Genomic DNA, 14473 nt, shown 5'->3' with positions numbered 1-14473 from the left:
TTATAAGCACTTTTGCAATTTATCGTATATTAAATATACTATATTTGTATAAGAAATGTTTGGGAAAACTGAAAAATGCGAAAGATTACTTGTAATGAAATTTTGACGGCGGTCGAAAAACTGTGTGCCGAAGCGGCTTTTAACTTGCCGTGCGATGTTTATCTCGCCCTTAAAGAAGCGGCAGTTCGAGAGGACGGCGACTTATCGCGTTCGCTTATTTTCCAATGTGTCAAAAACGCCGACATCGCCGCAAAAAATCGGGTACCTATATGCCAAGACACAGGATTTGCCGTTGTTTTTGCAGAGGTTGGCAGAAATTTGACCGTTGAGGGTGAAGACGATTTATGCACCGCTATCCAAAAAGGTGTTCGTTTAGGCTACGAAAAACACTACCTGAGAAAATCAATAGTAAGCGACCCTCTTTTTGAGCGAAAAAATACAGGCGACAACAGTCCTGCAATAATTCATTCAGACATTGTTGAAGGCGACGGGCTTAAAATTATCCTCGCGCCAAAGGGCGGCGGTAGCGAAAACTGCTCCGCGCTGAAAATGCTGAAACCCTCCGACGGCGAGCAAGGCGTTATCGATTTTGTGGTAAACACGGTAATATCCGCAGGCGGAAACCCCTGTCCGCCCGTAATTGTAGGCATAGGAATAGGCGGCACCGCCGAGAAATGTATGGAAATTGCAAAACGGGCGTTGTTGCGCCCAATCGTAGGGGCGTATTGCATACGCCCAAATGACGGCGACACAAATGACGGCGACAATAATTTGGGCGTATGCAATACGCCCCTACAAAATAAATACAAAAATCTGGAACAAAAAATCCTCGAAAAAATAAACGAAAGCGGAGTAGGCGCGCAAGGATTGGGTGGAAAAACAACCGCTCTTGCCGTACATATAGAAACGCACCCAACGCATATTGCCTGTTTGCCTGTAGCGGTGGCGATAAATTGCCACGTGGCAAGGCATTCGGAAGTGGTGTTATGAGGAGAGGGGAAATTTGGATGTCAGAAGATTGGAAGACCTCGGAAATAAACACAGATAGTCTATGGATTATAAATGAACGAGACAAGTCGGGAAAACATTCAAATGTTTACCATGGTAATTTTATCCCACAAATTCCCCGACAACTTATAAAAAGATACACTAAAGAAAACGATACAGTTTTAGATGTTTTTATGGGAAGCGGAACTACGCTGTTTGAATGCGAAACTCTCAATCGAAAGTTTATAGGATTTGATATTAATTCGGAGGTTATTGAGCAGGTTAAACAAAAAATGGAAAAATCTGACAATAGCCGATTTAAGATAAACGAATGCGATGTTTCAAATGAATATTTATTTTGTCCTACTATTCAAAAATCACTTAATGAATTACAAGCAGAAAAAGTACAATTTTTTATAGCTCACCCGCCTTATATGGATATTGTGAAATTTACTGATAAATCAGAAGATTTATCTCAAATAGGAGATTTGAAAGAGTTTTTGAGAAAGTTTTTGCTTGTGATTCAAAATGCCTTGTTATTTTTAGAGAACAAAAAGTATTTTAGCGTCATTGTCGGCGATGTTTACAAAAAAAGTGAAGTTGTGCCGCTTGCGTTTTATGCATTAGACGCAATTAAACGAAATTTCAACGTAAAGTTAAAGGGCATTGTGGTAAAAAATATCGAAGGTAATCGCGGGAAATTGGGAGTTGGTGATATATGGAAATACCGAGCGATGAAAAGCGACTATTTTATTTTTAAGCACGAGTATATATTGGTATTCAAAAAGGAGAACAATGAATGACAAAGACGGAATTATTTTTACAACTTGCAAAACCTGATCAACGTGGAGAAAGTCGTTGGGTGCATGTAGAAGAATTTGTCGGAATATACAAAGATCTTCAGCTTGGCAACGGAGGAAGTTGGTGTAGAGCAAGTTCAAGTTTGGCAAAAAAATATATTGTTGATTTTGATAAAGGTAAAACATCGGGGAATTCTATTGATGCCGTAAGATTAAATGGGTTTAACAACAAAGAAACTTTTAATCAAAATATAAACAAGGAAATAAAAGATTTTTATAAAAACAAGAATTGTGTTATGCTGGGAATTAATGGCAAATCCGAGAATACAATAATAGAAATTGACCATAAAGACGGACGAAAAAACGACAGTAGAGTTTCAAATTCCGGAACACAGGTTTTGGAAGATTTTCAGCCGTTATGTAAAGCTGCAAATGATATAAAGCGGCAAATTTGCAAACAATGCAAAACTTCAAATAAGCGCTGGAATGCAAAAAACATAGAAGGAAATCCGTATTCTTTTTATGTCGGCGATGAGAATTACGACGAGAAATTAGGTTGTAAAGGCTGTTATCAGTATGATCCCGTTGAATATCGCAAAACAAGCGTAATGAAAATCAGTAAAGAAGCGTCTGATTTTATTATGAATAAATTATATGGAAATGAGTGAAATATGAACTACATCGGCTCAAAATATAAACTTATAAATTTCATAAAAAACGCCGTTAATGACGTTGTAGGTGATGATTTGTCTCAAAACACACTGTGTGATATTTTCGCAGGAACGGGAATTGTCTCAAGAGCGTTAAAAACAAAAGCAAAAAAAGTCATTGCTAATGACGTTGAGTATTACAGTTATGTGTTAAATAAAAATTACATAGAAAATCACACAGATATTCCACAAAAGCAGAAATATATTGATGAATTAAATTCTCTTCCTTTAATTGACAACGGTTTTATTTACAAAAACTATTGTTTTGGCAGTGGTTCGGAAAGGCTGTATTTTTCTGATTATAACGGAAAGAAAATCGATACTATTCGTGGATGCATAGAAATGTGGAGAAAAAACGGCAAAATTGACGATAATTTATATTATTTTCTTTTAGCAAGTTTGCTTGAAAGCGCGGACAAATTGGCAAATACAGCCTCTGTTTACGGCGCATATCTAAAACATCTCAAAAAAACGGCGCAAAAAGAAATGTTGCTTGAAGCAGCAGAATTTGAAATAAACGATAACGACCATCAAGTATTTAACGAAGATTGTAATACGCTTATACAAAAAATACAGGGAGATATTTTGTATTTGGATCCACCGTATAATGAACGTCAATACGGCGCAAATTATCACTTACTTAATACTATCGCAAAGTATGACGAATTTGTTCCGAACGGAAAAACAGGATTAAGAAAATACCAAAAATCCGCTTGGTGCAGTCGAAACAAAGTTGTTGAAGAATTTGATTTTTTGCTTAAAAATGCAAAGTTTAAATACATTTTTTTGAGTTATAACAACGAAGGCTTAATGTCTGTTGAAACGGTACGAAAAACAATGCAAAAATACGGGAAATACGAATTATTTGCAACTGATTATCAGCGATTCAAAGCCGACAAAACCGAAAATCGAAATCATAAAGCCGACAAAACCGAAGAATATCTACACGTTTTGGAGAAACAATGATAGGAGGTAACCGTTGCCAAAAATAAACGCAATACTCGATAAAAAAACAATAAAAAACCTAACCGTAGGTGAGCAAATCTTAATTTCGGGCGAAATCTTTACCGCCCGCGACGCCGCGCATAAACGATTTTGCGACCTTATTGAAAAAGGCGAAAAACTTCCCATAAATCTCGAAAACAGGATAATCTTTTTTGCAGGACCGTCGCCCACTCCGCCAAACGCGATAATCGGCTCAATCGGTCCCACCACAAGCGGAAGAATGGACGCGTATTCGCCTGTCTTAATAAGAAAATGCGGACTTGCAGGAATGATTGGCAAGGGGGCTCGCTCAAAAGAAGTTGTTGAAACAATGAAAGAATGCGGCGCGGTGTATTTTGCGGCGACAGGCGGCGCGGCGGCGCTTTTGGCGCAAACTATTGTCTCTTGCGAAACCGTTTGTTATGACGACTTGGGAGCGGAGGCGGTGCGAAAACTTGTTGTTAAGGATTTTCCTGTAATTGTGGCGATAGATGCGAATGGGAATTCGCTTTATGAAAGAGGGTGATGAACAATGAAAACCGAACTGCTTTTACCTGCTGGGAATTTGGAGAATTTATACACCGCGCTTCTTTACGGGGCTGACGCGGTTTATTGCGGAATGCCGTCGTTGTCGCTTCGGGCGAAAGCGGGATTGTCGCAGGACGAATTAAAGCAGGGGATTGACTTTGCGCACAAAATCGGCAAAAAAGTTTATTTGGCTATGAATTTATTCGCGCATAACAGCCAAATAAAAGCAATAGAAAATGCAGTGGAAACCGTAAATTCGCTTGCTCCCGACGGGCTTATTGTTGCCGATGCCGGCGTGTTTTCAATTCTGCGAAAAGCGCTTCCGAATAAGCATATTACCATTTCTACGCAAGCGAATATAAGCAATACCGCGGCAGTGCGGTTTTGGAAAAACGCGGGTGCAAATCGAATAGTTCTTGCAAGAGAATGCACGTATAACGACATCTTGGAAATCCGCGAAGAAAACAAAGACATCGAAATTGAATGCTTTGTCCACGGAGCAATGTGTATGGGCGTAAGCGGCAGGTGCTTGATAAGCAATTTTTTGAGTAATCGCGGGGCAAATCAAGGCGAATGTTCGCAAAGTTGCCGCTGGGACTACAAAGTTTTTTTGGAAGAAAAAACACGCGAAGGCGAATTTTTTGAGATTTACGAAGAAGACGGATATTCGCACATTCTCAGCAGTAAAGATTTGTGTTTAATGCCCGTTCTGGACAAATATCAGCAAATCGGTATTGATTCTTTTAAGATTGAGGGGCGGCACAAAAATGCGTTTTACATTGCAAGCGTTGCGCGGGCGTATCGTTTGGCGATTGATAACGCGCAGTGCAACTATATGGAAATGCTGAATTCCGTGAAAAATCGCGGCTATACACTCGGATTTCACAACGGCAGTCCGAGCGACTTATCGACCGACTACGAAAGCACAAAATCGCTCGGCGAATATCAATTTGCAGGAATTGTTCGCAGTTGCGATGCGAATTATATTATTTTAGAGGTGCGAAATACGCTGGATTTAGGTGATGAACTGGAATTTCTGTGCCCGAAAAGCTGCGAAAACATAAAAATTACGCTCGACAAAATCATTGACGCAAAGAGCGGAAAAGAAATAGAGCGAGCAAGCGCAGGGCAGGGTTTTTGCATTAAAATCAGCGATGAAAAATTGAAAAATATAGAGCCGTTCAGCGTTGCAAAAATTGAGTGTACGGAAAAAGACGTGGAAAAAACATTAGAAAGAAATACGCAATTCGGAAGGGAAATAGAGGTATGCGAGATTTAGGACAAGCAAAAGTATATTTGCGAAACGAGGCGTTCGCCGACGATTTTGTACTCCAAAACGGGCGAGTGATAAACCCGAACGGAAACATCGACCAAATTTGCGATATTGTCGTGTCGAACGGAAAAATAGCCGCAATCGGCGACCTGAAAAACGAGTTTGCGCAAGCAAGAAAAATAGATTTGAGCGGTTGCCTCGTCTTTCCCGGAATGATGGATTTGCATACAAATCTGCGCGAACCGGGGCGCGAAGACAAAGAAACCATAAAATCGGGAGCGGAAGCGGCGGTTGCGGGCGGTTTTTGCGCCGTTGCCTGTATGCCCAACACTGACCCGATTTGCGATGCGGAGCAAAAAGTGCGCTACATAGTGCAGAGAAGCGAAAACGTAAGTTGTCGCGTTTATCCTGTCGGCGCGGCAACCAAAGAACTTGCAGGAGAAGAAATCGCCCCGTTTTATGAAATGATGTCCGCGGGCGCAAAGGCGTTTTCGGACGGAACGCAATCCATATCCAGAAGCGATATTCTAAAAAACGTTATGAATTACGCGAAATTATTTGACGCGCCGCTTTTTTGTAATTGCCAAGACAAGAATTTCAGCAAAGGCGTTATGAACGAAAGCAAATATTCGACGATTTTCGGACTTCGCGGTATTCCTGCAATAGGGGAGGACATCGACATTACGCGGCATCTGATAATAGCCGAATACACGGGGTGCAAAATACACATAACACGGGTTTCGTCGAAAGGCGCAATCGAAAAAATCCGCGAATACAAGCAAAAGGGCGTGGCTGTTACGGCGGCGACCGCTCCGCATTATTTGTATTACAGCGACAAAGATTTGGCGACTTACGATACAAACTTAAAAGTGAGCCCTCCAATCCGCGGCGAAGAAGACAGAGACGAGCTGATAAAAGCGCTTGCCGACGGAACAATAGACGCAATTGTAAGCGATCACGCGCCGCACACAAGCGAGGAAAAAAACATAGAGTTCGATAACGCAAGTTGCGGCGTAGCGGGTTTAGAGACATTGGTCGGCGCAATATTTACCGAAATTATCAGCAAAAATCGGCTTACTCTTATGGAATTTGCGCAAAAAATGTGCATAAATCCATATAAAATAATTGGAGTTAACGCTCCAAATATCGCCGTCGGAGAAAAAGCGGACATAAGCGTAATTGCGCCAAACGAAAAATGGACGGTAGAAAGCAAAAATTTCTTTACTAAATGCGGCGGAAATTCGGCGTTTTTAGGCAAAGAATTTGTCGGTCGCCCCGTTCTTACGGTGGTTGACGGAAGAATTGTTTTTGAAAGAGAGTTCGTTAAGTGAGCAATGCTTACGAGAACATTTTAGTGTCGGTTGTTATGGCTTTTTATAACGGCGATAATACTGAGATTGCAAAAATTACAATCGACAGTGTTTTATCGCAAACGCATAAGAATTTTGAGTTTATCATATCTGCAGGCGGAAATCTCAGCGACGAAAAAACGGAAATGCTCAAAATTTACGCAGAAAAAGACAGCCGCATAAAAGTTTTACGAAGCGAAATAAACGTCGGTCCCTCAAATTCGCGAAACAGGGGAGTGGAATTTGCCGCAGGAAAATATATTTCTATAGTTGACAGCGACGACATATTTTTTGAAGAAAAAATAAAAAAACAGTTAGAGCAAATAATTGAGAAAAACTTAGATTTTGTCGGATGCGGATATATTGAATTTCGCAACGACCACAAACAAGAGCTGGGAAAAGTGAGAATTCTGCCTAAAACCGGCAAAGATATAAGAATATCGCTTCCGTTTGCCAATCCTATAGCAAATTCGGCGCTGTTCATTAAAACCGATGTTTTAAAAGCGCTCCTTTACGATGAAAAATTCAAACCGGGCGATGGCGAAGATTATGATTTAGTAATACGCCTTGTTAAGAGAAAATATACAGGACAGAACTTGTCGGAACCATTGTTTTATTACAGATTAGGAAATAATTTCGAGAAAAAACACGCAAATTTAAGATGTTCAATAAAAGATTTACAACACAAACTAAAAGCATCATCGGTATTACCGTTTTGGTGTTTCCCTTTTATATTTGCTTCTGCGATTGTGGCATTTTTCTGCCGTATTTTACCCCCGAAACTTTTCAGTATTATGCGAGATTTTCGTCATAAGATTTTTGGTGGATAGTTCCGTCCTCAAAAATAAACAAACCAAGAAAAAAACATTTGAATGAAAAAAATGGAGGTGGCACCCGGATTTGAACCGGGGAATCGCGGTTTTGCAGACCACTGCCTTACCACTTGACTATGCCACCAAAAAGAAAACCTGGAGCGAGAGACGGGACTTGAACCCGCGACAACTACCTTGGCAAGGTAGGGCTCTACCACTGAGCTACTCTCGCATTTATGGTAGCGGGAACCGGACTCGAACCGATGACCTCCGGGTTATGAGCCCGGCGAGCTACCAACTGCTCCATCCCGCGATAAAATCTATTCTGGAGCGAGAGACGGGACTTGAACCCGCGACAACTACCTTGGCAAGGTAGGGCTCTACCACTGAGCTACTCTCGCAATTTTTCTATTAAAACGCAGACAAATATACGTTAATGTACAAATGAAAGTCAAGGGTAATCTGAAATTATTCGGGATTTATTGTAGAAACGCTTGTCATACTCAATCCTGCGAATAGCATCATCATCACTGCGCTCACCACTATATACCTGTGATTTCTTACTCTTTGCGCCTTTAATTCAAGTAAATTCGTGTTTTCTTCAAGCGAAATAAAATCTAATTGTTCTGTCCTTTGCTCTGTTTCTTTTAACGAAATTTCTTGTACATCAGTTGGCGCTTTGTGCAAATCTTGCGCAAAAAGCAAGGAGCACAAAGCAAAAACTGCAAAAAACGTTAAAATTTGCTTCACTTATTTACTCATCGAATCCAAAAAATCAACGTTTGCTTTTGTTCCCATAAGTTTTTCGCGCATAGTTTCCATTTGTTCTGTCGGAGTTCTGATGCCCGAAAGCCATTTCCGCAAAATCCACATTCTGTTGAGGACTTCTTGCGCCAAAAGAAGGTCTTCTTTACGCGTTCCCGATTTCATCAGGTCAACTGAAGGGAATACTCTTCTGTCGGCGATGTCGCGGTCGAGAACCAGTTCCATATTTCCCGTACCCTTAAATTCTTCAAAAATAACTTCATCCATTTTGCTGCCTGTTTCAACAAGCGCCGTTGCCAAAATGGTGAGAGAGCCGCCGTTTTCAATGTTTCGAGCCGCGCCGAAAAATCTTTTTGGTTTGTATAACGCCTGCGAATCCACACCGCCCGACAAAATTCTGCCCGAATGCGGAGCAACCGTGTTATACGCTCTTGCCAAACGGGTTATGCTGTCAAGAAGAATTACTACGTCCTGACCGTGTTCCACGAGACGTTTTGCGCGCTCTATCGCTATTTCGGCGACTGCTACGTGTCTGTCGGCAGGCTCGTCGAATGTAGAAGATATTACCTCGGCGTCAACCGAATATTTCATATCGGTAACTTCTTCGGGGCGCTCGTCAATCAAAAGGATTATCATTTTTACATTCGGGTGATTTTTGCGAATTGAGTTTGCAATATTTTTCATAAGAACTGTTTTACCTGTTCTCGGAGGCGCTACCAAAAGTCCGCGTTGTCCTTTTCCGATTGGTGTAAAAAGGTCTATCAAACGACCTGAAATATCGTTTGGCACTCCGCCTTCAAGTGTAAATTTTTCGGTAGGAAAAATTGGAATTAAATCCTCAAAAGAAACAATCTTTTTGTGCACATCGGGAGCGTCGCCGTTTATGGTATCTACTCTCATAAGCGCAAAATATCGCTCTGTTTCTTTGGGCGCTCTAATTGTTCCTCGGACACAGTCTCCTGTTCTGATACGCAGTTTTTTTATTTGTGCTGGAGCGACGTAAACGTCGTCTTGTCCTGCAAGGTAGCAGTTTTCTTCGGAGCGCAGGAAGCCGAAACCGTCCGGCATTACCTCTAAAACTCCTTCAGTTGTGATTTCTTCGCCTGCGGCAAATTTTGCACGTAAAATACGATACACGAAGTCGCGTTTTTTGTAGCCTGTTCCATCTACATCAAGTTCGTTGGCAAGAGCTGTTAACTCTTCTACACTCTTTGATTTAAGTTCATTGACATCCATTGAACCACCTAATACTAAAAATGTTATTGCTGTTTTTCAAAAAAAATTCTCATAAATTGGATAAAAAACCTGTGAAAAGAAGATTTTTGACAATTAAATCGGTGATAATATAATAAAATGTACAAACAATGTGCGGAAAAATATTATATTTATGTGAAATTTTATTTATTCGGAGAGGTGAAAACGTGGATATTTCAACAATTTTAATAAAAATAACAGGCGTGGTAATCCTTATTTTTACCATAAAAAATTTTATAGCGCACATAAAAAGAGAAAGCAAGGAAGCAAAAGCGTCCGCATCGCAGTCCAAGGGCGAGCGTTTCTTAAACGGTATCCTTTTTTATCTGTTTTTGGCGTTTATTACGGCGCTGTCGCTGGGAATGATTTTTAATAATTAACAATTAAAATGGCGGGGCAATCAAATGAAAGATGCACAAGTTTTTTCTCAAATATGGCAGGCAATCAATAAAAAAAATTTGGAATTGGCAGAGCGGCTTCTAATTTCGGCACAAAAAAATTTCGGTGAAGAAGCGGAGTTCTTTTTCGCAAAAGGAATGCTGGAAATACTTAAAGGTTCGGATAAAAAAACAGTCGCTTTACCGCTTTTAAAAAAAGCTTATGATAAAGGGTTTGAAAACGATGTCGGCTTTCTACGCATTTATTCTATTTTGTTGAGAGATTTGAATTTTCGCTCGGATGCGTTATGCGTATTGCAAAAAATAATAACTATTGAGCCTGAAAATATTGAAGTGCTTAATGATATAGGAAATATTTTCAGGGTTATGGGAAACCCGATTTCTTCTGCAAATGTATTTAAATTGATTCTGAAAATAAATCCGGATTGGCCGCATGTTTATAATAATATGGCACTTGCTTTTTCAAATGCCTGTTTATACAAAGATGCGTATGCTGCATACAAAAAGGCGTTGGTTCTTAACCCTAAAAATGAAAATTTTGCGTCGAATCTTGTATCGTTTTCCAATTATATTGAAATAAGCCGCGAAGAATGTTTTGTATATTATCAAAAATATCGAAATATTTTTGAGGGAGAAAGCGTTGTGCAACGTTCTGTATTTCCGGCTACAGATAAAATAAAACTCGGATTTATTTCGGCGGATTTTTGTAATCATTCTGTTTCATATTTTGTAAGAGGCTTTTTCAAAAATTACGATAAAGGCAAGTTTGAAATCCATCTTTTTGCGCATGTAAGAGTGTTAGATAATATTTCGAAGGAATTTAAGGGTTATGTACATTCTTGGCATGATGTTACAAATATGAATCATCTGCAAATTGCGGATTTGATTAAAGAGGAAAAAATTTCTGTCTTCTTTGATTTGTCGGGGCATACGGGAAATAATTCTTTGAACGTGTTTGGATTGCGACCTGCGCCGTTGCAAGTAACATATTGCGGATATCCGAACACTACCGGATTAAAATCGATTGACTATAGAATTACTGATGATGTAAGCGAGCCGACTGACGCACAAAATTTCCATAGCGAGAAACTATATAAAATCGACGATTGTTTTTTGTGTTATTCTCCGATTTTACCGTTTGCTTCTTGTGATTTTCGGAGTTTTGAAAACAGGGAAATTGTTTTTGGCTCTTTTAATAACCCTACAAAATACACAGATAAAACCGTTAAATTATGGGCGAGAGTTGTAAATTCCGTGCCGAATGCAAAATTGTTTTTAAAGTATAGATCTTTTAACGATCCTGCGCTTTGTCAGTCTATGCTTTCCCGCTTTGCGGAGTTTGGGCTTGATAAGGAAAAAATAATTTTTAGAGGACTTACAGTAGGAATTGTAGAAAAGCATTTAATGCAATACGCAAATATGGATATTGCACTTGACTGCTTCCCCTACAACGGCACAACAACAACTTGTGAAGCGCTTTTGATGGGCGTTCCCGTAATAACAATTTTGGGCGACAGGCACGTTTCTCGCGTAAGTGCAAGTATTCTTACCGCCGTCGGGCATCCCGAGTTTATAGCAAAAGATGAAGATGATTTTGTAGAAATCTCAAAAAATTTGGCGTCCGATACAAAAAAGTTATTGGAAATTAAGCAAAATCTTCGTGAAAAAATGCTGAATTCCGTTCTCTGCGACCAAATAGGCTTTACAAAAAAGTTTGAAAATGCAATTTTAAATATGATAGACGAGGTTAAAAAAGAAGGATAGAAATTTATGGATAAAGCAAAAATTTACGAAACATTATTGAGTGTAAAAGATGGAAAAATGTCGATTGACGAGGCAATGCTTCAACTGAAAATGTCGCCATACAGCGATTTAGGATTTGCCAAAATCGACAACCACCGCGAAATACGCCAAGGGATTCACGAAGTAATTTTCGGGCAGAGCAAAACAAGTGAACAAATTGTCGGGATTGTAGAAAAAATGCTCGAAAACGGCAGAAAAAATATCCTTATCACTCGCTTGACAGCCGAAAATGCTACAGAAATTCAAAAAAACATACCCCTCGAATATAATTCTGAGGCGCCGCTTGGAATTGTCGCAAGAGCAGAAGTTCCAACCGCAAATGGCTACGTGGTCGTTGCGACGGGCGGAACAACAGACATTCCCGTTGCGGAAGAGGCGGCGATAACGGCGGAAGTTTTAGGGTGTCGCGTTGAGCGAATGTACGACGTCGGCGTTGCGGGGCTTCATCGACTTTTGTCAAAACTTGATATTCTTATGGACGCAAAAGCGGTTGTTGCGGTGGCGGGAATGGAAGGCGCTTTGGCGAGCGTTGTCGGCGGTTTGGTGGATTGCCCTGTTATTGCAGTGCCGACTTCAATCGGCTACGGCGCGTCGTTTGGAGGTGTTTCGGCGCTTTTGACAATGCTTAATTCTTGCGCGAGCGGCGTTAGTGTTGTGAATATTGACAACGGTTTTGGCGCGGGATATTTGGCGAGTATGATAAATCGAATAGGCAGTTAAAATGAAAAATTTGTATATAGAATGCGATATGGGAGCGGCAGGCGATATGCTTATGGCGGCTTTAATGGAACTTTGCCCCGACCCGAAAAAATTCATAGAAAAAATGAACGCAATCGGTTTGGAAAACACTGTTGTAAAAGCGGTAAAAAGAGAAAAATGCGGCATAGTCGGTAGCGGAATAGACGTTATTGTAAATGGCATTATTGAAGGCGATGCCGTAGGGGCGACCGCCTCTGGTCGCCCGCACAACGCAAACAATCGCTATCACGACCACGACCACAAACATCATAACCATCACGAAGAACACCATCACCATAACGAACACAATCATTCGTCTTTGGAATGTATAAAATCGCTCATTTATTCTTTGGATATTCCTGAAAACGTTAAAGAAAAGGCGACAGAAGTTTATTCTGCTTTGGCTGAGGCGGAGGCATTTGTTCACGGCAGAGAGGTTTCTCACGTTCATTTTCACGAAGTCGGAACGTTGGACGCAGTTTGCGATATAGTCGGCTGTTGTCTTGCTCTTGATACGATAAAACCCGACAAAATTACAGTTTCACCCGTTCACGTGGGTTTCGGCAGTGTTAAATGTCAGCACGGAGTTTTGCCTGTTCCTGCTCCTGCGACGGCTTATCTTCTTAAAGGGATACCCGCTTACGGCGGCGAAATAAAAGGCGAACTTTGCACTCCTACCGGTGCGGCGCTTCTTAAAACTTTTGCGCATTCCTTTGGCAATATGTCTGTAATGACCGTCGAAAAAATTGGCTATGGTATGGGAAAACGAAGTTTCGAGCGATTAAATTGCGTTCGAGCATTTTTAGGCGAAACCGAGCAAAACAGCGACGACGTTTACGAAATATCCTGTAATTTGGACGACATTACCGCAGAAGAATTGGCGTTTTCCTACGATTTAATTTTTGAAGCGGGCGCTCTTGACGTTTTCGCAACCCCGACAGTTATGAAAAAAGGACGTCCGGGACACATTTTGACCGCGCTCGCCAAAGCCGACAAAAAAGACGTGGTTGCCAAAGCAATTTTAACGCACACAACAACCCGCGGCGTAAGAATTTCGCAAAAAAATCGTCTTACACTTTCATCAAAAACTGAAACCGTAGAAACAAAATACGGGAACATAGTCATAAAAGTATCAAGCGGCTACGGAATAAGCAAGACAAAACCCGAATACGAAAGCGTAGCAACGGCGGCGAAAAAACATTGTGTGAGTTTTGCGGAAGTTAAAAAATGCGCGGTTTTGGAGTTTGCGATAACCGAAACCGATAACGATAACGATAACGTAAGGGCAGGTTTCAAACCTGCCCCTACACAGGTGTTCGAATAAAATGCAATTATCCGAATTTTTTAACGACCCCCCCGCCTTCGCCGTTGCCGTTTCCGGCGGAGTAGATTCTTCATATCTGATTTGCGCCGCAAAAAAAGCAGGCGTTTCAGTAAAAGGATATTACGTAAAATCGCAATTTCAGCCGCAATTTGAAACCGAAGACGTTTTACGTTTGGCAAAAGAATTTTCATTGAATATCGAAATAATCGAAGCCGATGTTTTAAGCGACCGCACTGTTTGCCAAAATCCGCCCGACAGATGTTATTATTGCAAAAAACTGATTTTTTCAAAGATAATTCAAAAAGCAAATGCCGACGGTTTTTCGCTTGTCTGCGACGGCACAAACGCCTCTGACGATATTGCCGACCGTGCAGGAATAAGAGCGCTCCAAGAATTCGGCGTAAAGTCGCCATTAAGAATTTGCGGTATTAGCAAAGACGAAATTCGCGAATATTCGAGGGAATTGGGTTTGTTTACCGCCGAAAAACCTGCATACGCCTGTCTTGCGACAAGGGTGAAAACGGGGCAAAAAATCGACGAAAAAGTTCTTAAAAAAATAGAAAACTGCGAAACAAAACTTTTTGCTCTCGGTTTTACGAATTTTAGAGTAAGAGTGATAGGAGATTGTGCTCGTTTACAGATAAACAGCAGAGATTTTTCGCTTTTGGCAAGCAAACAAGAATATGTCTCACAAATTCTTTGCGAGGAGTTTTCTGATGTTGTTCTTGATTTGAAAATAGTCAGGTGA

General features: G+C 40.7%; 15 protein-coding genes and 4 tRNA genes. 13 read left to right on the top strand and 6 right to left on the bottom strand.

The window, feature by feature from the left end:
* Nucleotides 1-75: 75 nt before the first annotated feature.
* Genes FWE23_03955 through FWE23_03920 form a run of 8 tightly spaced genes read left to right on the top strand, consistent with a single transcriptional unit; the run spans nucleotide 76 to nucleotide 7461 of the window.
* The gene (locus tag FWE23_03955) at nucleotides 76-990 is read left to right on the top strand and encodes a fumarate hydratase (GenBank protein MCL2844589.1); all 915 of its coding nucleotides are present in this window, start codon (nucleotides 76-78) and stop codon (nucleotides 988-990) included.
* Between the two features lie 17 nt (nucleotides 991-1007).
* A complete protein-coding gene (locus FWE23_03950) occupies nucleotides 1008-1790 on the top strand; it encodes a site-specific DNA-methyltransferase (GenBank protein ID MCL2844588.1) in 783 nt (260 codons plus the stop codon).
* The gene (locus tag FWE23_03945; GenBank protein MCL2844587.1) at nucleotides 1787-2455 is read left to right on the top strand and encodes a restriction endonuclease; all 669 of its coding nucleotides are present in this window, start codon (nucleotides 1787-1789) and stop codon (nucleotides 2453-2455) included. Before FWE23_03950 ends, FWE23_03945 begins: the two co-directional genes overlap by 4 nt.
* A 3-nt stretch (nucleotides 2456-2458) precedes the next feature.
* On the top strand, nucleotides 2459-3463 hold the full coding sequence (locus tag FWE23_03940; GenBank protein MCL2844586.1) for a DNA adenine methylase: 1005 nt from the start codon (nucleotides 2459-2461) through the stop codon (nucleotides 3461-3463).
* A gap of 13 nt (nucleotides 3464-3476) precedes the next feature.
* Complete coding sequence (locus tag FWE23_03935) at nucleotides 3477-4007, top strand: Fe-S-containing hydro-lyase (GenBank protein MCL2844585.1); 531 nt, start codon at nucleotides 3477-3479, stop codon at nucleotides 4005-4007.
* A gap of 6 nt (nucleotides 4008-4013) precedes the next feature.
* A complete protein-coding gene (locus FWE23_03930) occupies nucleotides 4014-5288 on the top strand; it encodes a U32 family peptidase (protein MCL2844584.1) in 1275 nt (424 codons plus the stop codon).
* The gene (locus FWE23_03925; GenBank protein ID MCL2844583.1) at nucleotides 5276-6613 is read left to right on the top strand and encodes a dihydroorotase; all 1338 of its coding nucleotides are present in this window, start codon (nucleotides 5276-5278) and stop codon (nucleotides 6611-6613) included. Before FWE23_03930 ends, FWE23_03925 begins: the two co-directional genes overlap by 13 nt.
* Nucleotides 6610-7461 (top strand): glycosyltransferase, encoded by an 852-nt coding sequence (locus FWE23_03920; GenBank protein ID MCL2844582.1) that lies wholly within the window; start codon nucleotides 6610-6612, stop codon nucleotides 7459-7461. The genes FWE23_03925 and FWE23_03920 overlap by 4 nt, the downstream gene beginning before the upstream one ends.
* A gap of 52 nt (nucleotides 7462-7513) precedes the next feature.
* On the opposite strand, the gene FWE23_03915 is transcribed toward FWE23_03920, so the two are convergent.
* The 6 genes from FWE23_03915 to rho all read right to left on the bottom strand — a co-directional run bounded on the left by FWE23_03915 (nucleotide 7514) and on the right by rho (nucleotide 9444).
* A tRNA-Cys gene (locus FWE23_03915) sits at nucleotides 7514-7588 on the bottom strand.
* Nucleotides 7589-7600: 12 nt separating this feature from the next.
* Nucleotides 7601-7675: transfer RNA gene (locus tag FWE23_03910), tRNA-Gly, on the bottom strand.
* Between the two features lie 5 nt (nucleotides 7676-7680).
* Nucleotides 7681-7756 (bottom strand) — tRNA-Met (locus FWE23_03905).
* 13 nt (nucleotides 7757-7769) lie between these two features.
* Nucleotides 7770-7844, bottom strand: a tRNA-Gly gene (locus tag FWE23_03900).
* A 67-nt stretch (nucleotides 7845-7911) separates the two neighbouring features.
* Entirely contained in the window at nucleotides 7912-8193 is a 282-nt protein-coding gene (locus FWE23_03895; protein ID MCL2844581.1) for a hypothetical protein, read from the bottom strand.
* Nucleotides 8194-9444, bottom strand: a complete 1251-nt coding sequence (rho, locus tag FWE23_03890; GenBank protein ID MCL2844580.1) for a transcription termination factor Rho — start codon at nucleotides 9442-9444, stop codon at nucleotides 8194-8196.
* Between the two features lie 185 nt (nucleotides 9445-9629).
* On the opposite strand from rho, the gene FWE23_03885 reads away from it, so the two are divergent.
* From FWE23_03885 to larE, 5 genes are read left to right on the top strand one after another with little or no spacing between them, the layout of a single operon-like run.
* Nucleotides 9630-9842 carry a hypothetical protein gene (locus FWE23_03885; GenBank protein MCL2844579.1) on the top strand — a complete coding sequence of 71 codons (213 nt, stop codon included), beginning with the start codon at nucleotides 9630-9632 and terminating at the stop codon, nucleotides 9840-9842.
* Nucleotides 9843-9866: 24 nt separating this feature from the next.
* Nucleotides 9867-11624, top strand: coding sequence for a hypothetical protein (locus FWE23_03880; GenBank protein MCL2844578.1), 1758 nt, complete (start codon nucleotides 9867-9869; stop codon nucleotides 11622-11624).
* 6 nt (nucleotides 11625-11630) lie between these two features.
* Nucleotides 11631-12383, top strand: a complete 753-nt coding sequence (gene larB / locus FWE23_03875; protein MCL2844577.1) for a nickel pincer cofactor biosynthesis protein LarB — start codon at nucleotides 11631-11633, stop codon at nucleotides 12381-12383.
* Nucleotide 12384: 1 nt separating this feature from the next.
* Entirely contained in the window at nucleotides 12385-13725 is a 1341-nt protein-coding gene (gene larC / locus FWE23_03870) for a nickel pincer cofactor biosynthesis protein LarC (GenBank protein ID MCL2844576.1), read from the top strand.
* 1 nt (nucleotide 13726) lies between these two features.
* Nucleotides 13727-14473, top strand: coding sequence for an ATP-dependent sacrificial sulfur transferase LarE (larE, locus tag FWE23_03865; GenBank protein ID MCL2844575.1), 747 nt, complete (start codon nucleotides 13727-13729; stop codon nucleotides 14471-14473).

Source organism: Chitinivibrionia bacterium (genome assembly GCA_009779925.1).
GTDB lineage: Bacteria > Fibrobacterota > Chitinivibrionia > Chitinivibrionales > Chitinivibrionaceae > WRFX01.
Note: the sequence above shows the minus strand (reverse complement) of the source record. Positions and strands in the feature narration are given on the sequence as shown.